The organism is Natronomonas sp. CBA1123, assembly GCF_009741925.1.
Taxonomy (GTDB): Archaea; Halobacteriota; Halobacteria; order Halobacteriales; family Haloarculaceae; genus Natronomonas.
Genome location: NZ_WPCC01000015.1, coordinates 42,005 through 65,135, shown reverse-complemented (window position 1 = coordinate 65,135; position 23,131 = coordinate 42,005). Strand labels below are relative to the sequence as shown.

Sequence of the window (23,131 nt, the reverse complement as noted above, 5' to 3'; positions counted from 1 at the left end):
CGAAGGCCGGCGTGTGGGCCGCGAAGTCGCCGCCGACGCCATCGCCGACGGCGACACCTCCGAGCGCGCGCTCTGGGAGTACAACCACCGCGTCCAGACCGATTTCGGCAAGCGCTTCGCCGCGATGGACCTCTACAACATCTGGGGTGGCACTCACGACGTGGACGAACTCGTCGACATCGTCAGCGCGATGCCCGGCCAACAGCTCGTCGACGCCCTCGGCGCGGAGGGCACCACGTCGATGAGTTGGCCGCTGAAGATTCGCACCGCAGTCGAGACGTTCGGCCACTGGCGGACGCTGTTCAGAGTAAAGAAACTCAACGACCTCGCGGGCGAACTGAAGACCATCTACGACGACTACCCGACCACGCCCGACGGCTTCGCCGACTGGCAATCACGACGGGACGACCTCATGGAGACGGTGTACGACGTGACCGGAGCCCAACCCAAATACTAACCAGTCGCTGTATTGGTGAGCGCTGTAGGCGCACACCAACCGTTCACTGACGGCACAACGCTTAGTTCGCCCCCGTGAGACGGACGGACACATGAGTCGCTACTTCGAGTCCGCAGTCGACATCGCCGAGGGCGTCAACGCGGGGGAGTACGACCCCGTCGAAATCGTCGAGCGCTTCGTCGACCGAATCGAGGAGCGAAACGACGTGACGAACGCCTACGTCAACGTCCTCGCCGACGATGCCCGAGAGCGCGCCCGCGAGGTGCGAAAACGCGTCGAAGACGGCGAGGACCTCCCGCTGGCCGGCGTCCCGCTGGCGATGAAGGACCTCTCGGAGACGAAAGCCGGCGTCCCGAACACAAAGGGGCTGAAGCCCCTGGAGAACAACGTCGCCGAGGAGACGAGCATCACCATCCGACGATTGGAGGCGGCGGGCGCCGTCGTCGTCGGGACGACGAACACGCCCGAACTCGGCCACACCGTCCGAACGGACAACATGCTACAGGGGCCGACCGGGACGCCGTTCGACCCCGAGCGAAACGCCGGCGGTTCCTCGGGAGGCTCGGCGGCGGCACTCGCCGACGGCCTCTGTGCGCTTGCGACCGGCTCGGACGTGGGCGGCTCGCTCCGGAATCCCGCGTCCTGCTGTGGTGTCGTCTCGGTGAAGCCGAGTCACGGCCTCGTTCCACGCGGTAACCGGACGAACGGCTACCGCGGACACACCCCCGTCGGCGTGTTGGGACCGATGGCCCGCGACGTCGAGAGCCTCGCAACGATGCTCGACGTGATAGCCGGACAGGACCGCATCGACCCCTTCAGCGTGCCGACGCCCGACGACTATCGGGGAGCCGTCGAGACCGCCCCCGACGCCTCCGAACTCTCCATCGCCTACTCGCCAGACCTCGATATCTTCGCGGTCGACCCCCGCGTCGAGGAGGCAATCGAATCGACGCTCTCGGACCTGGAATCAGCCGGTGGGACCGTCGAGGAGGTATCTCTCGAGACGCCCTCGAAGGGAGACCTCACCCACGCCTACAGCGTCGCCGTGACGACGTTCTTCGCCACCTCGGTCGCCGAAATTGACGAATCGCTGGGGATGGACCTCCTGGGCGACCACGCCGACGAGGTGCCCGTCGAACTCCAGACGCTCGTCTCGATGGGCGAGAGCAACGACATCTCCGAGTACACCACTGTCGATTTCCCCCGAACCGACCTGTATCACGCCGTCGAAGACACGCTGGCGGAGTACGACGCCCTCGTCTGTCCGACGCTCGCGACGCCGCCGCTGACCCACGACGAACCGATGCCGACCGAAATCGGCGGCGAATCAACGAGCGGCATGCCCACCGACTGGACGATGGCGTGGCCGTTCAACATGACCGGCCACCCGGTCGTGAACGTCCCCGCCGACACCACGGAGGGACTCCCCATCGGTATGCAGGTGGTCGGGAAACCGTATTCGGAGGCGCGACTGCTCGGCGTCGCGGCGGCCCTCGAAGAAACGAGTCCGTGGAGCTATCCGGGCGCGTAGGTCAGTCGTCGGCGGCGGCCGCGTCCCCACCGTCAGCGGCGGCGTCCTCGATGCTCGGCGGGTACTTCCCTCGGTCGAGTTTCAAATCCGACAGCGGCCGCGCCATACACGTCAGCGCGTACTCCTCGGCTTCCTCGTCGGTGAGGCCGCGAGCGGCCGGTTGGGTGACCTCGCCCGCCTCGATTTTGGCCGAACACGCCAGACACATCCCGACACGGCAGGAGTACTCCTGTGCGATGCCCTCGTCGATGCACCGCTTCAGGATGGTCTCCTTGTCGGAGACGGTAATCTCCTCGCCCGTCCCGACGAACTCGACGGTGTAGTCGGTCATGCCCGCCCGTAGGGCGAAGTTCGTGAAAACTCTTTACCAAGACGCTCCCCGAGCGAGTCACGCACCCGAGTCGCCCGACGGCGGCCGACGTTCCAACCGCTCGCCCGCATCGAGATACCCCACTAACTCCGAGACGGCAACCGGTTCGTACCCGAGGAGTTCGACGGAGACGTTCACCCGGCGAGCAGAAGGGTCGATGAAAGGGTACGTTTCGGGGCGGATGTCGTGGTGGTGTCCATGAACGACCCATCCGTCGAAATCGGGAGGTGCTGCCTCGGGGTCGTGAACGCAGTAGAAGCGATGGCCGCCGGTCTCGAACTCGAAAGCCGACTGTGTGGTGACGGCGTAGCCGCGACGAACGCCCGCGTCGTGGTCGCCGGCGACGAACGTGATATCGCCGTTCAGGCGGCCGAGCCACCGACGGACCGTCGTCGGTTCCGACGGTTCCGCGAAGTCGCCGACGAATATCACTTCGTCGTCCGACTCGACGACGCGGTTCCAGTTCTCCGTGAGCGTCCGGTTCATCTCGGCGACGGAGGCGAAGGGCCGGTCGGTGTAGGACAGCACCTCCTCGTCGTCGAAGTGGGTATCCGAGAGGAGAAATCGGGTCACAGCTCTCGTTGTCGACCCTTCGGCATCTGCGAGCGCAGTTCGTCGTACAGGTACAGGCCGACGCCGATGGGTTCGACGCCGCCCGCGATGTCGTGGGCGGCGATGAGATACCCCCAGTCGCCGTCCCACTCGGGGTCGGTGTCCGCCCCGCGAAGGAAGGCTCGGGCGTCGTCTGCGTCGAGAACGACGACGTTCTTCGTCGCCTCGCGTCCGAACCGCTGGACGGCGTCGGTCGTCGGCTTCCAGTGTTCCTGTCGCGTCCGCAGGAACGTCATTCCGAGACCCTCCACGTCCGCCGGCGATTCGAGGTCCGAAGCGAACGCCCACACCTTCCCGGCGCCCTTCTCCCAGAAGGTGTAGTTCTCGAACGTCTCGGGGTCGAGTCCGAACCGGTCGACCCACCACTCGACGACTTCCTCGCGGGTCGCCCGACCCTCGTCGTCGCGTTCGGCAGCGGTCGCCGGCAGGCGATTGAACACCTGTCCGTCGTTCTCCCGAGAACTGTCGTTCTCGCTGGTCATGCCCCCACCTCCAGTTTCGCACAGAAGAACCCGCCCGTGTCGTTGTGATGTGGGTAGATGCGTTTGGCACGCGTCATCGATTCGTCGTAGGTGTCGCCGTCCCACTCGGTGATTCCGGGGACGTGGTCGAGGTCGAGGTCGTACTCGACGAGTCGGCAGTCGTACTCCTCTAAGGCGTACTGGAGGACGGCCTCGTTCTCCTCGGGGGCGAACGTACACGTCGAGTAGACGACGGTGCCGCCCTCGCGGGTGACTTCCAGCGACCGGCCGAGGATGGCCTTCTGGACGCCCGCGATGCCCTCGATGTGGTCCAGCGACCAGTCGTCGACGGCGTCGGGGTTCTTCCGGACGGTCCCCTCACACGAGCAGGGGACGTCGACGAGCGTCCGGTCGAACGGCTCGCCGGAGAACGGCTTCAGCGAGAAGTTGCGGGCGTCGGCTCTGGTGACGACGAGATTCGAGACGCCACAGCGCTCGGCGTTCGACCGCAGCGCCGACAACCGCCCGAGGTTGTTGTCGTTGCCGACGAGCAGGCCGCGGTCGTCCATCAGCGCCGCGAGTTGAGTCGTCTTGCTCCCCGGCGCCGCACAGCAGTCGAGGACGCGCTCGCCCGGTTGGGGGTCGACAGCCAGTGCCGGCACCGCCGACACCTCCTCTTGGCCGTACACCCAGCCGTGGACGAACGGCCACGTGTTGCCCGGTTTCACGTCCTCTGCGAGTCGAAAGAGGCCGTCGTGCCAGCCGACGCCCTCGTAGTCGATGCCCGCTTCGTCGAACGCCCGGCGGACGCGGTCCGGCGTCGCCTTGATGTCGTTGACGCGGACGACCGACGGCAGCGGTCGCTCGCAGGCCGCGTGAAACGCCGCCGAATCGTCGACCAGCGAGTCGTATCTGGCGAGCGGGTCCATATCCGTCGTCCGGCGGCCGCGGGTTTGTCGGTGTCGGTTCCGAAGCATCCGCCGACCGCCGGCGGCCAGTATTAAGACGCCGCCGGACGTTCGCTATCGCATGGCACACGTTCAGGTCGAAGCCGAAGACATCGAGTTGGATTCGCCAACGCTGGTCGAGGGGCTTCCGGGAGCCGGGCTCGTCGGGAAAATCGCCGCCGACCACCTCGTCGAGGAGTTCGAGATGACCTACTACGGCGCCCTTCACTGCGAGGGACTGCCGAAAGTGGCCGTCTATCGAGGCGAGAGCTCCGAGGTCCGTCCGCCCGTCCGGCTGTACGCCGACGAAGAGCGGAACCTCGTCGTCCTCCAGAGCGACGTGCCCGTCTCCCCGACCCAATCCTCGGATTTCGCCGGGTGTGTCACTGGCTGGATAGACGAACACGACGTATTCCCGCTGTATCTCAGCGGCCTCGGCGAGGAGAAAGACGGCGTCCCCGAGATGTACGGCGTCGCCACCGGCGGCGCAGGCGACGTACTCGACGAGGAGGGAATCGTCCCACCGCGGGAAAGCGGCCTCGTCAGCGGGCCGACCGGCGCCTTGATTCACCGCGCCGGCGAAGTCGGCCTCGATGCCGTCGGACTCATCGTCCAGACGGAACCGCAGTTCCCCGACCCCGAGTCCGCCCGCGTCCTGCTGGAACACGGTATCAGCCCAATCGCCGATATCGAGGTCGACACCGACGCCCTCCTCGAGCGTGCCGACGAGATACAGGAAGCCCGCAAACAACTCGCCGAGCGACTGCAGGACGCCGACCGCGACGAGAGCACGCAAGCCCAGTCGATTCGCGGGTTCCAGTAGCGGAACTACGCCGGAACTATTATTGCGGGTCGTGTGACAACCAACCACAATGTCAGCGACACGAAACGACGTGTCGGCCGACCGGCCGCCCGCACCCTCCGTCGACGCCGTGAACCGACTGCGCCGTCGAATCGACGCCGTCCGGATACGCGAACACCTTCGGCGGACCGAGGCAGCGCTCCGAGATGCCGACCACGACCACCTCACGCCCACCCAGCGCCGCCGTCGACAGCGACATCTCGACCGACTGGCAGCGTACCGACGCCGCGGCGAGTTCCCGACGAACCGAACCGAGGCCGAACGAACGCCGCTGTTCGTCGGCTCCGACGGAACGCCCTGTGCCGTGGCACACCTCATGCTCGAAGCCGGCCGTGAGGACCTCGTCGAGTCGGTGCAGGCGGCCGACCCGACGGTCCGAATCGAGGACCTCCCCGACGAACATCCCGTCGTCGAGTGGGTCGAAGCGAACGGCCTGACGAAAGCCGAGGCCGCGCGAATCCAACCCACCTACCCCGAGGGCGTCCAGTTCGCGACGACCTGCGGCCCGGTGCCCTGCTGGCTCGCGGGTGCCTTCGTCACGCTCGTCGGGGCGGCAGTCTTCGCCGCCTCCGAGTACGTCGGCTACCGGTTCGCAAGCGAGGCCTTCCCCGACAACGCGCTCAAGCGACGAGGCGTCCTCGGCTACGTGACGGTGTTGAACCTCTTTCTGGCACCGCTTCTCGCGTTGGTGCTGTTCGCGCTGTTCCCATGACGGGGCCGCGAAAGCGGCTGCTGGCGTACGCTGCAGCCCTGACGTTCATCGTCGGCGTCGTCGGTGGGGTCGTCGCCTCGATGACGGTGTTTGTGCCAATGGACGGGTCAGTGTCGCTCATCGAGGCGCGAATCGGGTCGGTGTTAGTGAAGGGATTGCTCCTCGTAGCGACGCTGTTGTACGTCGCCGCTCCGTTCGCAATCGCGGAGGTTCGGACACGCGAAAGGGGGAATCGTGTGTATCATATCGCTGCCGCCGTCACGGGAATCGTCGTGACTGTGCCCGTGATGCTGGTAATCCTGGTAGCCCTCGAATCATTCATTTTCAGACTCTTCAGTCCCGTTATATTCCTCGGGGCCGTTGGGGGAATCACGGTCGTTTCCGTGGGGATTGCCTTCACCTATCGTTTCTACACCGGAGTCAACGGAACATCGCCGTTCGTCCGGGTAGTCGCGCTCAATCTCGTCGTGGCCACTGTTTTCGTCGTGGGATTCCTCGGCGTCTCCCCCTTCGGAGCGGTTTTCGCTGACGAGTACACCGAACAGCGGAGTGGCGGAGGTCCGAACGCGGAGTTCGTCGCCGAAGAGCGACCGGCCGACGGGAACACGACCGTTCTCACGCTCACCCACAACGGGGGCGACCCTCTCTCCCCCGAGAATCTCGGAGTCCGAGGTGAGGGCTTCGCCACGGTCGACGGCGTTGACCAGACCGAACCGGGACAGTGGCAGGGGTCGGTGAGCGGCGAGCGGCCCCGACGCGGTGGTGCGGCGGTCGTCTCGGGCGATGCAATCGAGATAGGCGTAACTGACGACTGCGAGGTGAGTTTAGTTTACCTCGGAAACGAACACGCATACACCATCACGTATTACGACTGCACCGACTCCTGAGGACCGATACGAAAACCTATCCGGCAGGCCGAACGAGTTCGGATATGCCGCCGATTCACGACAGCCAGCGGGTCGCGGTCATCGCCGACTCCCAGAACCTCTATCACACCGCCCACAGCCTCTACTCCCGGAACATCGACTACACCGAACTGCTCGCGGCCGCCGTCGGCGACCGCGAACTCGTCCGTGCCATCGCCTACGTCATCCGCGCCGACTCCCCCAGCGAAGAAGAGTTCTTCGAGGCGCTGCGAGACATCGGCTTCGAGACGAAAATCAAGGACATCAAGACGTTCGCCGACGGGTCGAAGAAGGCCAACTGGGATTTGGGGATGTGTCTCGATTCGGTGACGCTCGCGCCGAAAGTCGACGTAATCGTGCTGTTCAGCGGCGACGGCGACTTCGCGCGACTGTGTACCCATCTCCGACACGAGGGCGTCCGCACCGAGGTGTTCGGCTTCGGCTCCTCGACGGCCGAGGAGCTGCGGGATGCCACGGATTCCTTCGTCGACATGAGCGAAGACGAAGAGCGGTTCCTCCTCTAACGGGACGAGAGAACAGCAAAACAGCGAGCCGTACGGCGTTAGATAGCGGCGATTACAGTTTGCCGGCCTTCTGCAGCTTCATCAGGTCCTCGGTGTCGAGGGTTTCGCCTTCCTTGAACTTCTGGTAGATTTCCTCGGCTTCCTCCTTTGCGGCCTCGCGCTTCTCTTCGCGTTCGCCCTTGCGCTCCTGTTCTTCTTCCTTGTCGAGTTCGCGCAGGCGCTTCTGGACGCGGACGAAGTCCTCGTGGTGGCGGTCGGCCGCCTCCTGGGCGTCGACGAACTTCTCGTGCCACTCGTCGGCCTCGTCGCGGATGTCGTCGGCCTCCCGATAGGCCTCGATCATCTGGTTGTGGTGTTCCTGGGCCTTGTCGGCGAGCTCGGTGACCTTCTGGTGGTGGTTGGAGGCTTCCGCACGGACCTCCTGGGCCTCCTCTTTGAGCTCTTCGAGTTCGCCGTCCTGGTTCAGTTTCCCCTTCCGGTCGGCGAGTTTCTCGCGTTTCTCCTCGATTTTCTCGATGAGTTCGCGCTCGTCCTCCGTCGAGAGCACCTCGGTCTGCTGTTTGAACTCCAGCTCCTCGATTTCCTCTTTGAGCTGGTCGACGCTCTTGCCCTCGTTGAGTTCGAGGTCGTCTTTCAGGTCGTCGACCTTGTCGAAGAGCTCGTTGGCTTTCGCGTTGAGCTCGTTTCGCTTCTCTTTGTGCTCTTGGACCTGCTCGTTGAGCTCGTCGCGCTTCTCGCGGTGCTGTTGGGCCTCGTCGACCTTCTCGCGAGTTTTCGCGTTGAGTTCGTCGCGCTTGGAAGCGCGCTCGGAGGCCATCTGATTGAGCTCGTTTCGCCGGTCGCGAAGCTGGCCGGCGCGTTTGATGAGTTGACCTTTAGAATCGTTTTCGAGGTCGTCGTCTGTCAGTTCTACGTTCTGGGATTCGTCGATTGACTCTACCATGGTTATCGTTCTACTCCATTACCGCTCCGGGTGCGGACAGCTAACGCTCGGAGAGCCGCTGTCGCCGTACAAGGAATCGTACCTATCATTCTGGTCGGCTGACGATGCTGCCGAACGCCGGATGCGTTCTGGTGTCTGTTACTACTGTGTTTCTCTATTTAAGAATTACGGAGGTCGAGACACGTGAAAACGGCTACCACACGCCTGAAGGTGCCGCGTTAGGTGTTCACACACGTTTTCGCCCATATATAAATGCGAACGGCCCACACCGGCCACAACTCGGTTAACCGTCCCTCGTGTAATAGCCCGTGGAGCATCGCCGATACACCGAATCGGGGTCGCACTGAACCAACTCACCGTCGATAAAACGAATGCTGCTCATCCAACTCGGAACCCGAATCGAACAGGCGTTCTCACCGGTTCGTGCTGTGTTGAGACCGTTGCTTTCCGACCCACTCGTCGCCGCCGTGTGGGTACTCCTCGTCGGCATGTCCGTTGGAACGCTTCTGTGGGACCTCCGCGCCCGCAATCAGGCGTTGCCGTCGATGATGAAAGGCGTCTGGGCACTCGTCGTCCTGTACTCGGGGCCGTTCGGCCTCGCACTCTACTGGTGGACCGGTCGAACCCAGATTACTACCGACTCCCTGTGGCGCCGCGGGGTTCGGTCGACGGCACACTGTTACTCCGGATGCGGAGCCGGTGAAATCGTCGGCATCACCCTCGCACAGGGCATCCTCGCGTTGACCATCGGATGGGTCGCCGCAATCACCTTCGGGTTCGCGTACGTGTTCGGCTACGCCCTAACCGTCGGGCCGCTGATGCAGGAAGGCGTCGCGTTCTGGGAGAGCATGAAGGACGCCTTCTACAGCGAAACACCCTCGATTACGATTATGGAGGTCACAGCGATCGGCGCGGACCTCCTGCTGGCCTCGGAGGCCCACATGGGAGACCTTCTGTTCTGGATGGCGCTGGCGTTCTCGCTGTCGCTCGGGTTTATCGCTGCCTACCCCATCAACGTCGTCCTCGTGCGATTCGGTGTCAAGGAAGGGATGAAGAACCCGGCCGAGATGAGTGTCGACCAGAACACGGGACAGACACAGGCTGCCAACTGACGCCTTCGAGAGGTCGCTGTTCCATGCGGGCCGACGCAGCACAATCAAACGACACAAACCGACGTGCGTCGTTGCCCCGATTATGGAACAGCACGTACACGCGAGCGGCCACGAGCACGTCACCGCCGAACACACGAGTACGTTCGAGTTGACGAGCGACGACTGGCTCACGCCCGCCGGCGACTGCATCCTCGGTATCGAAGCCGACACCGTCCCCGCGGAGTTCGACGACGAATTCGTCTCAGCCTGTCAGTCTCACGACGCGACAATCACGGTCACGCTCCGGGCCGACGGCCACGAACACGTCATCGAGGGACGCGGCCACCCCGACCTCACCTTCGAGAACATGCGCGGCATGGTCGGCCGAACCAGCGACTACGTCGACGACCGGACCGTCGCCGTCGACTGCGATGCCGCCGCAGCGGACCTCGACCGCGACCTCGTCGAGGCACTCGCCGAAGGGGCCGACCTCGAATGTATCCTCTCGGTCGACGCCTGAACAGACGAACGCCTCGCCGCCTCGGGTAGGGTTTAGGGCGTCGACCGCCTACGTGGCCGCATGGACGACGAACCCGCCGAGAACATCTCCGGCGGCGAATCCGGCGGCGGCACGGTCTCGGAGTTCGACCCCACGAGTGCCGACACTCGCGCCGAAGGCGTCGTCGATCGACTCGGTGAGTTGTACTGGCAGAAGACCTACGGTGGACAGGACGCCTTCGAGTGTCTCGTCCGCACCGTGTTGAGCCAGAACACCTCCGACAAGGCGAGCCAACCGGCACACGACGCGCTGATGGAACGGTACGGCAGCGACAACCCCGGCGACCTCGCGGTGGCGCTGGCCGACGCCGCCCAAGACGAACTCGCCGAGACAATCTCCTCGGCGGGCCTGTACAACCAGAAATCGGAGACGCTCATCCGACTCGCCGAGCGCGTCGTCGCGGAATACGGCGGCGAAGACGGCTTCGACGAGTTCGTGAAGGACGAAGACCCCCCAGAAGTCAGGAGCGCCCTGCTGGAGATGAAGGGCGTCGGTCCGAAAACCGCCGACTGTGTGTTGCTGTTCTCGGGGGGTCGCGGGGGTGTCTTCCCCGTCGATACCCACGTCCACCGCATCGCCCGCCGGATGGGACTGGCTCCGGCCGATGCCGACCACGAGGAAGTCCGAGAGTACCTCGAACGCGACGTTCCAGCCGACAAGTGTGGTTTCGGCCACACGGCAATGATTCAGTTCGGCCGGGAGTACTGCTCGGCGCGCAAGCCGGCGTGTTTGGAGGACCCCGACGCCTGCCCGCTGGCCGACGACTGTGACCAACTCGGCGTCTACCCGGAGACGGGCGAGGTGGTCGACCCGAGCGAAGCCCCCGAGGCCGAGTAGCGGGACGTTTTTGCGGGCCGCCCGCCCACCCCCGATAGTGCTCACGAAGGACCTCCTGCGGGTCTCCCGTGCCGGCGGCGGCTACCAGCCGCAGTTCACCGACGCCGACGACGAGGCGCTCGCCGCGCGCGTCCTCGGCGTCTATCAGGGCCACGTCGGCGAGCGACGCGAGACGCTGGAGGCCGCACTCACCGACATCGAAGGTGAGGCCGACGACTTCAAACTCGTCCGGGGGTTCGCCAAACTGCTCGAACGGGCGGCGACCTTCGAGACGCGGGCGCCCATCGACCCGATTCGCGCACGGACGGCCGCCTTCGAGGCCGCCGAGTCGGTCGGCGTCGTCACGGAGGCCGAACGCGAGACGGCGTTGGAGCGGGCCGCCGCGCGTCTCGATGCCGCCACCGAGGACATCGAGGCGTCGCTGTTCGCCGACCGCGAACCCGAAGAAGTCCTCGTCGCCGTCGAATCGAACTACGACCCCGAGAGCCTCCGAAAACAGTACGACCTCTCGCTCGCACAGACCGCGTTGTTCGACGCCGTCGAAGTACGAGTCCGGTCATCGGACCCGAAGGCGCTCGTCTCGGCCGTCAAACGGCTCCGTCTGATGTACGAAATCCGCCGCACCGACGACGGACGCGAGGTGGTCGTCACCGGCCCGGACGCGCTGTTCAAGCGCTCCCGTCGCTACGGGACGCGCTTCGCCCGCCTGCTGCGGACGGTCGCCAAAGCCGAGGAGTGGCATCTCGAAGCCACCATCGACGACCGCGGCACCGAACGCCGCCTGACTCTCGACGACGGCGACGTGACGGTACCGGGAACCGACCCCGTCGCCGAACCGACCTTCGACAGCGGCGTCGAATCGGATTTCTACGCCAGATTCGACGCGCTGGACCTCGATTGGAACCTCGTTCGGGAGCCCGAACCGCTGGCCGCCGGCGAACACGTCGCCATCCCCGATTTCGCCTTCGACTGGAAACACGGCGATTTCAGGGTGTTTTTCGAAATAATGGGCTTCTGGACCCCCGAGTACGTCGAGAAGAAACTCTCGCAGTTCGCGACCCTCGAAGACGTGGCGTTTCTGGTCGCCTACGACGAATCACTCGGCGTCGGCGAGGCCATCGAAGCGGAGGGCCACCGCGCGATACCGTACTCGAAGACGGTTCGACTGAAAGACGTACGAGACGCCCTTCGCCCCTACGAAGAGGAGTTGCGCGCCGAGAGTGCCGAATCGGTTCCCGACGAACTGACGCCCGAAGCCGACGTGACGACCATCGCCGCCCTCGCCGACTCCTACGGCGTCCCCGAATCGGCCATCGAAGCAGCGGCGTTCCCGGACCACGAACGCGTCGGACGCACGCTCGTCCGGCCGGCGGTGCTGGAGTCACTCGACGGCCGAATCGAGGCAGGGATGGACCTTGCCGCCGTCGAAGAGCGACTGGCAGAGTACGACATCGACGACGCGAGTGCGGTCCTCTCCAGACTCGGCTACCGCGTCGAGTGGGAGGGGCTAAGCGGCGGCACGGTTCGAGAGAAGTAGTCGAGCGGGGTCGTCGAACACCCGGGGTTGTTGGCAAGAGTTTTGCCGCCCGGGTGTTGAGAGGCGGACATGACCACCTTCGAGTACGACGTCGTCATCGTCGGGGCCGGAACCGCCGGTTGTTACGCCGGCGCGACGCTTTCGGATGCGGGCTACGACGTCGTCATCGTCGAACGGAAGGACGAAGAGGAGGCGGGCCACATCGCCTGCGGCGACGCCCTGAAGGGCGCCGACAACTTCCCCGAGTCCATTCCGAAATCCGACATCGCCGACGCCTTCACCAACACCGAGGTCGACCACGGCCAGTTCGAGATTCCACAGGAGGACGCCGTCCTCGACATTCCCGTTCCGGGCGAACTCGCCGTCATCGACCGCTGGGAGTACGGCCGACTCATCATCGACGGCGCCGAACGCGCCGGCGTCGAGTTCCACTACGACACCGTCGTCCAGGACGTGATGCAGGACGACGACGGTCGCGTCCACGGTGTGAAAGCCAAACACAAAGGCGAACCCCGAACCTACGAGGCGACGATTACCCTCGACGGCGCCGGTTCGCTGTCGCTGCTGCAGGACAAAGCCGACTTCGAGGACACTACCTTCGACACCAACGTCCGCTACTCGCAGTTCGCCTCCGCCTACCGAGAGGTCATCGAGGTCGACGAACCCGTCGAGTGGTCCGACGCCCTCGTCTTCAAACCGACCAAGCGCTCGGCGGGGTATCTCTGGTACTTCCCGCGGACGCCCACCGAAATCAACGTCGGCCTGGGCTTCCAGATGAACGAGGAGCCGATGCAACTCGTCAAGGACCTCCGGGAGGACATCAGCCAGCGGCCGGAGTTGAAAAACGCCACCGTCAAGGACAAACTCGGCGCCGCTCTCCCGACGCGCCGCCCCTACGACTCGGCGGTCGCACCCGGATACATGGCCATCGGCGACTCGGCGGCCCACGTCAACCCCATCAGCGGTGGCGGCATCGCCGGCGCCGCCTACGCCGGCCAGTACGCTGGCGAACAGGCCATCCAGGCCATCGAAGAGGGCGACGTGAGCGAGTCGAGTCTCTGGCGGTACAACGAGCGCGTGATGGACCACTACGGCGGCCGGTACGCCGCCCTCGACATCTACAACATCTTCTCGACGGCCTACGACCTCGACGACCTCCTTGCCCTGCTGGCCGCGATGCCCGCCGAAAAGCTCTCGGATGCGCTGTATTCGGGGTCGGCGAACGTCAGCCTCAAACTCAAACTGCAAGTGCTGTACAAGTCCATCGGCCACTGGGGGACGCTGAAGAACCTCTACGACACGAAGAGCCTCGCCGACCGCCTGCTCGACCACTACGAGACCTACCCCTCCAGCCCCGACGGCTTCGAGTCGTGGCGTCGCGAGCGCGACCACATCATGGACGACATCTACACGGAGACGGGCGCGGAACCGAAGTACTGAACGCCGGTTTCGAGTCGTTTAATCCGCGAGAACACGAACCGAGTCAGTATGGCCGAGGAGACGCTGTACGAGCGACTCGGGGGGGCACGATGGAATCCGCGCCGTCGTCGACGATTTCTACGACCGATTGCAGGCAGACGACGAACTCGGGCCGTTCTTCGAAGATGCCGACATGGAGAGACTCCGGAAGACACAGACGGACTTCCTCTGTGAAGCAGCAGGCGGTCCGGAAACGTACGACGCAGCGCCCGTGCGCGAGGCACACCTCCACGTGCCGTTCACGCCGGCCCACATCCAGCGCGCGGTCGACCTCCTGTCCGACTCGCTCGATGCGTTCGACGTGCCGGAGGACGACGCCGAGAAAGTCATCGGGGCAATTGCCGCATACGAGGAGGACCTCCTGGCATCGCCGGACGGCGAGTGAGACGCGTTCGGGGGTGAATTCGGACAGCGACCGCAGTGTCGCGTACAATGAAGGCCCTTCGGTCCGTTCTCGGCGTATGTCGAACGCCGGAGTACCGTCGGTTCCAGACGAGATGTCGGGCGGGTGGGAACGCACCGAGGAGACGACCGAGACGGTGTTCAGCCTCCCGAACGTCGACGTGACTGGCCACACCGTTGTCTACGAGGACGCCGACCTCCGGGAGCGCATCGTCGCCGCGGGCGGCCCGGACCGAATCTGGCGGTTCGTCTTCGCGACTCGACTCGAATTTTCGCCGTCGCTTCCGTTCGGAACCACGTCGCTCGTGAATCCGCGCATCGTCACCGAGTCCAAACGGGAGTTCGCCGAGGAACTCCGGGAGCGTGGCTTCGAAGCCGTCGAAATCGGCGACACCGAGAGCATCCGCACGGACAACCGCAAGCGGGCGCGTCTTACCCGCTATCGGGCGCAATTGCCACTCGACGGCGAGTCTCTCCCCGTCAGCGGACGGGTAGCAGCCTGGTACGACCGCGATTTCTACGTCGCCGGCGGCGCCTACCCGACGGAGGGTCTCGACCGGTGGGTCGACGCCGAGACGGCGCGTTACGAAGGAGAATTGCTCGATATCATTCGAGCTGTGGGGTAAACCGGGCGAAACAGAGATACCCCGTGTGGCCGACGCCCGCGGTCGAGGGGCGGGAGCCGCGGTCGTCGAAGTCCATCCGCCGCTGGATGGTTTCGAGCGTCTCGATTTCCGAGAGGCCCGCCTCGCGGGCGGACTCGACGCAGGCGCGGGCGGACTCGACGAAGGGAGTGTAGGCGGCGACGAACCCACCGGGAGCGAGCAATTCGGGCGCGCGCTCGACGACTTCGGGCGCATCGCCCGTATCGAGGGTCAACAAGTCGAAGGAGTCCTCGATGTCGTCGATTTCTTCAAGCAGGTCGCCGGTTCGAACGTCGACGTGGTCGGTGACTCCCGCGAGGTCCATGTTCTCGCGGGCTACCTCGGCGAACTCCGGGTCACGCTCGTAGGTCGTCACGTCGACCCCGAGGCGGCCGAGATAGGCGGCGAGGACGCCGGTTCCGGTACCGGCGTCGAGCGTGCGGTCGCCCGACGCGACGCCGGTGTGGCCGACGACCAAGCCGATGTCGCGTGGCATCATCGGCGCGCCGGTGCGTTCGAGGTGGTCGAAGAGGTCCGGACCGCGGAGTCGTCGGACCTCGAAGGCTTCCCCGAGATGCGTCTCGAGGGTCGTCCCGGTTGTCACGTCCTCGGGGACTTCGAGGATGCCGAGGTCGGACTCCATCGTCTCGCCGGGGCGGACGAGGAACTCACGGTTGCCGCGGACGACGAGAACGCGTCGCTCGCTCACTCTACTTCGAGCTTCTGGACGGCCGCCGCGAGGTCGCCAGTCTCCTCAAGCACTTCACGGGCGCGCTCCTCGGGGACTTCGGCTCGACGGGCGACGATTTCGACGTCCTCGTCGGAGAACTCGCTGTCGCCGGTGTCGCTCTCGGATTCCGACTCGGCCTCGATGGCCTCGGTGCCCTCGCCGCGGGGGCGGGTGTCGGGGTCGCCGACGATTTGATACGTTTGCTGGCCCTGGGCGTCCATCCGCTGTACGTCGGCGTCGTGGAAGACGAGTTCCTCGTCAGCCGTGCGGATGATGACCTCCTCGGCGTCGATATCGGTGAGGTCGATACCCATCTGGCTCATCATCTGTTCCATCTTGCGCGGGTTCATGCCGCCGCCTCCTCCAAACATACCCGAAGTGAGGGTGCGACGGGGCAAAAAGCCTGATGTTACGCCGTGGGAGAACTCACGCCTCGATGCCGTCGCGGACTTTCACCGCCATGCCCGTCTCGAAATCGAGCATGGCGTCGGCCGAGAGTTCGGCTCGACCGACCGCAAGGAGGTCGCCGTCGTAGTGTTCGACCAACACCTCGTCGCCCGGTCGGACGGCGGGGTCGACTTCCCGGACGAACTTCGCGAAGACGTTCTTCTCCTCGCGAACGAAGGGTTCGCTGTCGTCGCCGACGACGACCCGGTAGGCCGGCGCATCGAGGGCGGCCTGCAGGCGTCGGCCGCCCGCCGCGCCGAGCGTGAATCGGCCGTCGACGCCGTAGGAGAGTATCCGCTCGTCGTCGGCGAGAATCTGCTGTGGCCGGCCGGAACTGGTTCGCTGGACGGTGATATCACCGTCGAACAGCGCGGCGCCGGCGCCCGCCCCGAACTGGTAGTCCGCGACGGTCCGCAACGAATCGAGACTGCTGCCCATGCCATCGCTGAGTGCCGCACCCGCAAAACCCCTGTGAGTCGGCCCTGAGCGACGGCACCTCCGCCAGTGACAATCGGTGAGTTTTAACTGCCGGGTTCACATACCGACAGGTATGGCAACCAACACGGGCAGACTCGTCGTCGGTGGCGTGCTCCTCGTCGTCTGCAGTATCGTCGTCCTCGTCGCGGGATTCCTCGACACCCCGATTCCGTACCCCACGGGTGTCGCTGCAGTCGCCACGCTGGGAATGGTCGTCGGAACCCTTCTCGTCGGGCTCTCCGAGAAGGACGCCGCTGTTTGAACCGTCGGTCGATTCTTTTTATTGACGAGCCACACTTAACAGTCCGCCAGCCTTCGGTCGGTACATGAACGGCGCTCAGAAAGTAGCCAGACTCACGGTTGGCATCTTCGTCGCAATCGTCGCGGCAGCCGCGGGCTGGCTACTGTTCGTCCAGACCCCAACAGATATCGCAGACCTGCTCGGTGTGCTCCTTGTGGTCGCGACCGTAGCGGTTGGACTCCGCATCGGGAGCAACATCGCTGCCAACGTGTTTCCGGCGTACAACGTCGCGGAGGTGGCCGTCGAGGGGCCGATTACCCGCGACGGCGGTGGTGGATTTCCCCCGTCGACCCCCGGTACACCCGGCGCGGACAAAATCGTCGACCTCATCGAAAACGCGGACGACGACGACAACGCGGAGGCGTTGTTGCTGCGGTTGAACACACCCGGTGGCGCCGTCGTCCCGAGCGACGACATCCGACTGGCGGCGAAACGGTTCGACGGCCCCACTATCGCCTACGCGACGGACGTGTGTGCAAGCGGCGGCTACTGGATAGCCTCCGGCTGTGACGAGTTGTGGGCCCGCGACGGCAGCGTCGTCGGCTCCATCGGCGTCCGCGGCTCGCGGATGACCGCCGCCGACCTCCTCGAAAAGGCGGGCCTCGAATACGAACAACTCACCGCCGGGGAGTTCAAGGAGGCCGGCGTTCCCTTCGACGACCTCGAGCCGGAGGAACGGGAGTACCTGCAGGGTATCATCGACGACTACTACGACCAGTTCGTCGAAACCGTCGCGGAGGGGAGAGCGATGGACGAAACCGAGATTCGGGACACCGAAGCGAAAGTCTTCCTCGGAAGCGAGGCCCACGAGATGGGGCTCGTCGACTCCATCGGCACCCGCAAAGACGTCGAGGAGCGCCTCGAGAGCCTGCTCGACGAGGAGGTGGCGACGACGGAGCTGGAGCCCCAACTCGGCGTCACCGAACGGCTCCGCGGTGGTGCCGAATCCGTCGCCTACGCCGTCGGCGCCGGTATCGCCAGTCAGTTCACCGACGCCAGCGGCGAGTTCCGGTTCCGAGTATAACGCCGCCGGGATAGTTGAGCATCCGCGAGGCGCGAAGCGCCGAGCGGTTCGCCGGCGGCGAAGCCGCCGGTAGCGACGAAGTGACCACCGCGCGCCCTCGGCGCGCGACGGGAACGAGTCGCTATTTTTCATCGAAGTTTTTGCCGGTCGCCGCAGGCGACCGTGCAAAAAGTTCGTCCTGAAAGCTTTTGTCCGCCCACTGGCAACGGACCACCGTGAGTACGCTGGTCGTGTGTGTCGACCGCGACGGGACCCTCGGGCCGGACGGCCCAATCGTCGGCTGGGAGGCCGTCCAGGCGCTCGTCACCGACGTGGGCATCGACGACCCCGAGGACAGCCGCGTCAACTGCCTGCTGGAGACGCTCAGCGTCGCCCGTGACCTCCGCGACGAGGGCGAAGACCCCCTCGTCGCCGTCATTTCCGGCGGTGGCGGCGACGGCGTCAACAGCGACCGCGCCGTCGCCCGGGGCATCGACACCCTCGTCGCGGACAACGACATCGAGGCCGCCATCGTCGTCACGGATTCGGCCAGCGACGAGCGACTCGTCCCCATCATAGAGAGTCGCGTCCAAGTCGACGCGGTCGACCGCGTTGTCGTCCGGCAGTCCCACGACATCCAGTCGACGTACTACCTCCTGAAGCAGTTCCTCGGCGACGAGGAACTCCGGGGGACGGTGTTGGTCCCCATCGGCGCCGCGTTGCTCGCGTTTCCGGTGTTGTTGCTGTTGGCCGACGACGTGGCCATCGCGCTGTCGGCCATCGCCGCGGTCATCGGGACGTTCCTGTTGTACAAGGGCCTCGGCATCGACGACTTCGTGGCGACGCTCCCCCGACGGGTTCGTGACGCCTTCTACTCCGGGCAGGTGTCGCTCGTCACCTACGTCGTCGGGACGGGGTTGGCGTTCGTCGGCATCTTCGCCGGCGGCATCAGCGCGACGAACATGGGTAGCGTGGGAACGGCCGAGACGGGCGAACTCCTGGTCGGCTTGCGGTTCATTTTCGACAGCGTTCCGTGGTTCGCGGCGGCGGCACTGGCCGCGGCGACCGGCCGCCTCATCGACGAGTTGCTGGCCGAAGAGAGCGTCTCCGCGGCGCTGATGAACCTTCCGTTCGGCGTCGTCGCCGTCGGATTGGTCGTCCGCGGCTTTACCGGGTACTTCCTCGAACGCGCGGCCGTCATCGGTCCGCTGGAGGTCACGGCGGTAGAACTCGGCCCAGTGAGTATCGAGGGGTTCGTCCTCGGTATCTGGGGGCGACTCGCGCTGTACGTCGCCGCCGGCATCCTCGCGAGTTTCCTCGGCGTCGCCTTCGCCTCGCGGATGAGCGAGGGCGAGTCGCCGCTCGACGAGGTCCCCGAGTAGCCGAACCGACGCCCATTTAGTCGGCGCTGGGTTACTCCGAGTATGAATCCGTGGGTGAGCCTCTTTTCGGGCGGAAAGGACTCCTCGTGGGCGCTGTACCGGGCGCTCGAACGCGATTTGCCGGTCGAGCGACTGGTGACGGTCCATCCCGAGGGTGACTCCTTCATGTATCACGTGCCAGCGACGGAGTTGGCGTCGCTGGCCGCCGAGAGCATCGGGATTCCGCTCGTCGACGTTCGCCCCGATGACTTCGAGGCAGGGGCCGACCCGGCCGAAGACAGCGGCGAGCGCGGCGACCGGGAGTTGGAGCCGCTGGAGGCGGCGCTGGCCGAGTTGGCCGACGGCCTCGGTGGCATCGGCGGCGTCACGGCCGGCGCCGTCGAGAGCAGCTATCAGACCGACCGCATCGAGGCGATGTGTGACCGGCTTGAATGCGAGTTGTTCGCCCCGCTGTGGCAGGAAGACCCCCGCGAGTTGGCCGACGCGATGTTGGACGCCGGCTTCGAAATCACAATCGTCCGGGTGGCTGCCTACGGCCTCGACGAGTCGTGGCTCGGGCGGACGCTGGACGCCGACGCCGTCGCCGACCTCGAAGCGCTCAACGACGAGTACGGCGTCCACGTCCTCGGCGAAGGTGGGGAGTTCGAGACGCTCGTCACCGACGGCCCCCACATGGACCGCCCTATCGAACTGTCCTACGAGACGACCTTCGACGGGTCGCGTGGCTCCCTGCGGGTCACCGACGCGTGGCTCGGCGAGTAACGGCCACTTCATCGGCCGTTCGCCGTAACAAAAGACACTTGGTCGCGGCATCTGTCGTCATCGAACAATGAAAGCCGTCGTTCTCGCTGGCGGGTACGCGACGCGTCTGTGGCCCATCACGAAACACCGTCCGAAGATGTTTCTCCCGGTTGGTGAGTCTACTGTCATCGACCGCATCTTCGAGGCGCTGGAAGAAGACGACCGCATCGAGGAAGTATACGTCTCGACGAACGAGCGCTTCGCCGAGGAGTTCGAACGCTACATCGCCGACAGCGGCTTCGAAAAGCCGACGCTGTCGGTCGAGGACACCACCGAGGAATCCGAGAAGTTCGGCGTCGTCGGCGCGCTCGGACAGTTGGTCGACCGCGAGGGCATCGACGACGACCTGGTCGTCGTGGCCGGCGACAACCTCATCGGCTTCGACCTCACCGACTTCATCGACTACTTCGAGGAGAAGGGGACGGCCGCTCTCGCCGCCTACGACGTCGGCGACCGCGAGAAGGCCAAGTCCTACGGTCTCGTGGAGTTAGAAGGCGACCGCGTCGTCGACTTCCAGGAGAAACCCGACGAGCCCAAGAGCACGCTCGTCTCCATCGCGTGTTACGCCTTCCCCGCGGAGTCGCTGCGCTTCGAGGAGTACCTGGGGGGCGGCAACAATCCCGACGAACCGGGATGGTTCCTCCAGTGGCTGCAGTCACGGGAGGCGGTCCACGCCTTCGTCTTCGAGGAACCGTGGTTCGACATCGGCACGCCGGAGTCGTATCTGGAGGCAATCGCGTGGTCACTGGACGGCGACAGCGTCATCGCCGAGTCGGCGACCGTCGAGAACTCCACCATCGGCGAGAACGTCCACGTCATGCCGGGCGCAGAAATCGTCGACTCGACGCTGGACCGGTCGGTCGTCTTCGGCGACGCTACCGTCTCCGACTGTGAAATCCACGACACCATCATCGACGAGGGAACCCACATCGAGAACGTCGACCTCGCGGGCGCGCTCATCGGCGCCCACACGCGGCTCACGAACGGTTCCGGGGAGTAAGCTTTAGCCCTCGGGACCCGGAGTAGCGGTATGCAGGGTGCAGAGCGGACCACCCGGCAGCGCATCGCCGAGTTCCTCCGGAACAACAGCGCCGAAGCGGGCGCGCTGGCGAACGAATTCGAGATTACCACCGCCGCCGCGCTGTCGCACGTCGAACACATCGCGCGGTCGCTCGACGGTACCGACGAGGAGTTGCTCGCGGCGCCGCCGGAGTGTCGCGACTGTGGCTTCTCGTCGTTCGACGACCTGACGAACCGGCCCTCGCGGTGTCCGGAGTGTAAAAGCGAGAACGTGACCGAACCGGCGTTTACGATACGGTAGCGCGCCGAATCGCCGGCCTGCGTCGCGTCAGTGCTGGAAGGCCCGCTGGCCGGTGAACGCCATCGCGATGTCGTGTTCGTCGGCAGCGTCGATGACGTCCTCGTCGTTGACCGAGCCACCGGGCTGGATGACCGCCTCGATGCCGGCGTCGGCGGCCTCCTCGATGCCGTCGGGGAACGGGAAGAAGGCGTCCGACGCCATCACGGCGCCGTCGGCGTCCTTTCCTTCGGCGTGTTCGTCTGCCTTCATCGCGGCGAGTCGGACGGCGTCGACCCGGGAGACCTGTCCCATCCCGACGCCGACCGTCTCGGTTCCCTTGGCAAAGAGGATGGCGTTGGATTTGACGTGTTTGATGGTGCGCCACGCGAACAGCATCGTCTCGATTTGCTCGTCGGTGGGGTCCCGTTCGGTGACGATTTCGAGGTCGTCGGCCGAGGGCGCCTGGAAGTCCCGCTCCTGGACGAGTCGGCCGCCGACGAGATGCTGTTCGGTGAGCGCTTCGCTTCGCTCGGAGAGGTCACCCACCTCGAGGACACGGAGGTTGTCCTTCTCGAAGAGGACATCCAGCGCCGCCTCGGTGTACGCTGGTGCGACGACGACTTCCTTGAACGAATCCGTGATGGCCTCGGCAGTGGCGGCGTCGCACTCGCGGTTCAGCGCGACGATGCCGCCGAAGGCGCTCATCGGGTCCGTCGACAGCGCCTGCTCGTAGGCGTCGGCGAGCGTTCCCGCGGTCGCACAGCCAGCCGGATTGGTGTGTTTGATGACCGCCGCCGCGGGGTCGTCAAACTCCTTGATGAGGTCCAAGGCGCCGTCGGCGTCGTTGTAGTTGTTGTACGACAGCGCCTTCGCGCCCTCGTTCAGTTGGTCGGCGTCGACGACGCTAGCCTCCTCACAGGCGCCGTCGACGTACACCGCGGCGTCCTGATGGGGATTCTCGCCGTAGCGGAGTTCTCGACCCCGGTCGTCGGAGACGAACCGGCGGGCGGGGAACTGTCCACCGTCGTCGCCGTCGACGGACACGTCGCCGTCTTCGAGGGTGACGCGGTCCTCGGCGAACCACTTGACTGCGCGCGGGTAGGCGGTGAACTCCGCGTCGTGGAGGACGCGAGTCTTCAGGTCGGCGGCGTCGTCACCGTCGTAGACGGGGACGGGCTCTTGGGTGACGATAGGGCCGCCGTCGACGGTTTCGTCGACGACGTGGACGGTACAGCCGGTGACGGAAACGCCCGAATCGAGCACCTGCTCGTGGGCGTCCATCCCCGGGAACGACGGCAGAAGCGAGGGGTGGACGTTGAGCGTCGTCGGCGCCGCATCGAGGAACTCGTCGGTGAGGATGCGCATGTAGCCGTCGAGACAGACGATATCGACATCGTACCCCTCCAACCGCTGGAGGACGCGACGTTCGTGTTCCTCGCGCGTCTCGTCGTCGGATTTGGGGACGACCTCCGTCGGGATGCCGCGCTCTGCGGCGCCTTCGATGACGGGGGCGCCCTCCTCGTTCGTGAGGACGACCGAGAACTCGGCACCGCCCGGTTCGGTGTCCGCGATGTGAAGCAGGTTTCGGCCGCGGTTCGAGGCCATACCGGCTATTTTCATGGTTGAAACGGACCGCCGCGCCGGCAAAGTAGTTGCGGTTGCAGGTCCTCGAATATACACATATACGGATATAATACGAACGACAGCGGCTCCGAATGCCGCTGTTATACACGTTTGTGCCTACAGAACCCAGTTTAACGCGTTGGGTATGTGTTCGCTGTTCGACGAACAATGTTAACAGCACGCGGGGTGAGCGT

The 23,131-nt window shown here is 65.2% G+C and carries 27 protein-coding genes and 1 pseudogene; 19 read left to right on the top strand and 9 right to left on the bottom strand.

Features of this window, described 5'->3' with window-relative positions:
- Together GJ631_RS09060 and GJ631_RS09055 are read left to right on the top strand one after the other, a co-directional pair.
- Positions 1 to 457: pseudogene (locus GJ631_RS09060) on the top strand (electron transfer flavoprotein); the annotation flags it as partial.
- Positions 458 to 548: 91 nt separating this feature from the next.
- On the top strand, positions 549 to 1,988 hold the full coding sequence (locus tag GJ631_RS09055; protein ID WP_156708840.1) for an amidase: 1,440 nt from the start codon (positions 549 to 551) through the stop codon (positions 1,986 to 1,988).
- Position 1,989: 1 nt separating this feature from the next.
- Here the strand turns inward: GJ631_RS09055 and GJ631_RS09050 are convergent, their stop codons facing one another.
- Genes GJ631_RS09050 through GJ631_RS09035 form a run of 4 tightly spaced genes read right to left on the bottom strand, consistent with a single transcriptional unit; the run spans position 1,990 to position 4,360 of the window.
- Positions 1,990 to 2,319 (bottom strand): 2Fe-2S iron-sulfur cluster-binding protein, encoded by a 330-nt coding sequence (locus tag GJ631_RS09050; RefSeq protein ID WP_156708839.1) that lies wholly within the window; start codon positions 2,317 to 2,319, stop codon positions 1,990 to 1,992.
- A gap of 57 nt (positions 2,320 to 2,376) precedes the next feature.
- A complete protein-coding gene (locus GJ631_RS09045; RefSeq protein WP_156708838.1) occupies positions 2,377 to 2,931 on the bottom strand; it encodes a metallophosphoesterase family protein in 555 nt (184 codons plus the stop codon).
- Positions 2,928 to 3,452 carry a hypothetical protein gene (locus GJ631_RS09040; protein WP_156708837.1) on the bottom strand — a complete coding sequence of 175 codons (525 nt, stop codon included), beginning with the start codon at positions 3,450 to 3,452 and terminating at the stop codon, positions 2,928 to 2,930. The genes GJ631_RS09045 and GJ631_RS09040 overlap by 4 nt, the downstream gene beginning before the upstream one ends.
- Positions 3,449 to 4,360 carry an RsmB/NOP family class I SAM-dependent RNA methyltransferase gene (locus tag GJ631_RS09035; RefSeq protein WP_156708836.1) on the bottom strand — a complete coding sequence of 304 codons (912 nt, stop codon included), beginning with the start codon at positions 4,358 to 4,360 and terminating at the stop codon, positions 3,449 to 3,451. The genes GJ631_RS09040 and GJ631_RS09035 overlap by 4 nt, the downstream gene beginning before the upstream one ends.
- A gap of 100 nt (positions 4,361 to 4,460) precedes the next feature.
- Here GJ631_RS09035 and GJ631_RS09030 point away from each other — a divergent pair, with 100 nt between their 5' ends.
- The 4 genes from GJ631_RS09030 to GJ631_RS09015 are packed head-to-tail and all read left to right on the top strand — an operon-like array spanning position 4,461 to position 7,381.
- Entirely contained in the window at positions 4,461 to 5,201 is a 741-nt protein-coding gene (locus GJ631_RS09030) for a proteasome assembly chaperone family protein (RefSeq protein ID WP_156708835.1), read from the top strand.
- Between the two features lie 49 nt (positions 5,202 to 5,250).
- A complete protein-coding gene (locus GJ631_RS09025; RefSeq protein ID WP_156708834.1) occupies positions 5,251 to 5,952 on the top strand; it encodes a hypothetical protein in 702 nt (233 codons plus the stop codon).
- A complete protein-coding gene (locus GJ631_RS09020; RefSeq protein WP_156708833.1) occupies positions 5,949 to 6,839 on the top strand; it encodes a hypothetical protein in 891 nt (296 codons plus the stop codon). Before GJ631_RS09025 ends, GJ631_RS09020 begins: the two co-directional genes overlap by 4 nt.
- 44 nt (positions 6,840 to 6,883) lie before the next feature.
- On the top strand, positions 6,884 to 7,381 hold the full coding sequence (locus GJ631_RS09015; protein ID WP_156708832.1) for an NYN domain-containing protein: 498 nt from the start codon (positions 6,884 to 6,886) through the stop codon (positions 7,379 to 7,381).
- A 52-nt stretch (positions 7,382 to 7,433) separates the two neighbouring features.
- Here GJ631_RS09015 and GJ631_RS09010 read toward each other — a convergent pair whose 3' ends face one another.
- Positions 7,434 to 8,324, bottom strand: coding sequence for a coiled-coil protein (locus tag GJ631_RS09010; protein WP_156708831.1), 891 nt, complete (start codon positions 8,322 to 8,324; stop codon positions 7,434 to 7,436).
- A 371-nt stretch (positions 8,325 to 8,695) separates the two neighbouring features.
- Between GJ631_RS09010 and GJ631_RS09005 the strand changes: the two genes are divergently transcribed.
- The 7 genes from GJ631_RS09005 to GJ631_RS08975 all read left to right on the top strand — a co-directional run bounded on the left by GJ631_RS09005 (position 8,696) and on the right by GJ631_RS08975 (position 14,855).
- A complete protein-coding gene (locus GJ631_RS09005) occupies positions 8,696 to 9,436 on the top strand; it encodes a DUF4396 domain-containing protein (RefSeq protein WP_156708830.1) in 741 nt (246 codons plus the stop codon).
- Between the two features lie 82 nt (positions 9,437 to 9,518).
- A complete protein-coding gene (locus tag GJ631_RS09000) occupies positions 9,519 to 9,935 on the top strand; it encodes a DUF371 domain-containing protein (protein WP_156708829.1) in 417 nt (138 codons plus the stop codon).
- 60 nt (positions 9,936 to 9,995) lie between these two features.
- Positions 9,996 to 10,811, top strand: coding sequence for an endonuclease III (gene nth / locus GJ631_RS08995; protein ID WP_156708828.1), 816 nt, complete (start codon positions 9,996 to 9,998; stop codon positions 10,809 to 10,811).
- Between the two features lie 37 nt (positions 10,812 to 10,848).
- Positions 10,849 to 12,348, top strand: coding sequence for a DUF790 family protein (locus GJ631_RS08990; RefSeq protein ID WP_370518614.1), 1,500 nt, complete (start codon positions 10,849 to 10,851; stop codon positions 12,346 to 12,348).
- A gap of 69 nt (positions 12,349 to 12,417) precedes the next feature.
- Positions 12,418 to 13,788 (top strand): geranylgeranyl reductase family protein, encoded by a 1,371-nt coding sequence (locus tag GJ631_RS08985; protein ID WP_156708826.1) that lies wholly within the window; start codon positions 12,418 to 12,420, stop codon positions 13,786 to 13,788.
- Positions 13,789 to 13,915: 127 nt separating this feature from the next.
- Positions 13,916 to 14,212: a group 1 truncated hemoglobin gene (locus GJ631_RS08980; RefSeq protein WP_231753932.1), complete on the top strand. Its 297-nt coding sequence runs from the start codon at positions 13,916 to 13,918 to the stop codon at positions 14,210 to 14,212.
- A 76-nt stretch (positions 14,213 to 14,288) separates the two neighbouring features.
- Entirely contained in the window at positions 14,289 to 14,855 is a 567-nt protein-coding gene (locus tag GJ631_RS08975; protein WP_156708825.1) for a hypothetical protein, read from the top strand.
- On the opposite strand, the gene GJ631_RS08970 is transcribed toward GJ631_RS08975, so the two are convergent.
- From GJ631_RS08970 to GJ631_RS08960, 3 genes are all read right to left on the bottom strand, one after another.
- Positions 14,836 to 15,516, bottom strand: coding sequence for a methyltransferase domain-containing protein (locus GJ631_RS08970; RefSeq protein WP_156708847.1), 681 nt, complete (start codon positions 15,514 to 15,516; stop codon positions 14,836 to 14,838). The two genes, GJ631_RS08975 and GJ631_RS08970, sit on opposite strands and share 20 nt — an antisense overlap.
- Before the next feature lie 62 nt (positions 15,517 to 15,578).
- Positions 15,579 to 15,974: a nascent polypeptide-associated complex protein gene (locus GJ631_RS08965; protein ID WP_156708824.1), complete on the bottom strand. Its 396-nt coding sequence runs from the start codon at positions 15,972 to 15,974 to the stop codon at positions 15,579 to 15,581.
- 55 nt (positions 15,975 to 16,029) lie between these two features.
- Entirely contained in the window at positions 16,030 to 16,488 is a 459-nt protein-coding gene (locus tag GJ631_RS08960) for a PUA domain-containing protein (protein WP_156708823.1), read from the bottom strand.
- A gap of 112 nt (positions 16,489 to 16,600) precedes the next feature.
- Between GJ631_RS08960 and GJ631_RS08955 the strand changes: the two genes are divergently transcribed.
- From GJ631_RS08955 to GJ631_RS08930, 6 genes are all read left to right on the top strand, one after another.
- A complete protein-coding gene (locus GJ631_RS08955; protein WP_156708822.1) occupies positions 16,601 to 16,789 on the top strand; it encodes a hypothetical protein in 189 nt (62 codons plus the stop codon).
- Positions 16,790 to 16,853: 64 nt separating this feature from the next.
- The gene (gene sppA, locus GJ631_RS08950) at positions 16,854 to 17,852 is read left to right on the top strand and encodes a signal peptide peptidase SppA (protein ID WP_156708821.1); all 999 of its coding nucleotides are present in this window, start codon (positions 16,854 to 16,856) and stop codon (positions 17,850 to 17,852) included.
- 215 nt (positions 17,853 to 18,067) lie between these two features.
- Positions 18,068 to 19,213 carry a DUF373 family protein gene (locus tag GJ631_RS08945; RefSeq protein ID WP_370518613.1) on the top strand — a complete coding sequence of 382 codons (1,146 nt, stop codon included), beginning with the start codon at positions 18,068 to 18,070 and terminating at the stop codon, positions 19,211 to 19,213.
- A gap of 42 nt (positions 19,214 to 19,255) precedes the next feature.
- Entirely contained in the window at positions 19,256 to 19,975 is a 720-nt protein-coding gene (locus tag GJ631_RS08940; RefSeq protein WP_156708819.1) for a diphthine--ammonia ligase, read from the top strand.
- Positions 19,976 to 20,042: 67 nt separating this feature from the next.
- The gene (locus tag GJ631_RS08935) at positions 20,043 to 21,014 is read left to right on the top strand and encodes a sugar phosphate nucleotidyltransferase (RefSeq protein WP_156708818.1); all 972 of its coding nucleotides are present in this window, start codon (positions 20,043 to 20,045) and stop codon (positions 21,012 to 21,014) included.
- Positions 21,015 to 21,044: 30 nt separating this feature from the next.
- The gene (locus GJ631_RS08930; RefSeq protein WP_156708817.1) at positions 21,045 to 21,335 is read left to right on the top strand and encodes a transcriptional regulator; all 291 of its coding nucleotides are present in this window, start codon (positions 21,045 to 21,047) and stop codon (positions 21,333 to 21,335) included.
- 27 nt (positions 21,336 to 21,362) lie between these two features.
- On the opposite strand, the gene purH is transcribed toward GJ631_RS08930, so the two are convergent.
- On the bottom strand, positions 21,363 to 22,934 hold the full coding sequence (gene purH / locus GJ631_RS08925; RefSeq protein WP_156708816.1) for a bifunctional phosphoribosylaminoimidazolecarboxamide formyltransferase/IMP cyclohydrolase: 1,572 nt from the start codon (positions 22,932 to 22,934) through the stop codon (positions 21,363 to 21,365).
- Positions 22,935 to 23,131 lie beyond the last annotated feature (197 nt).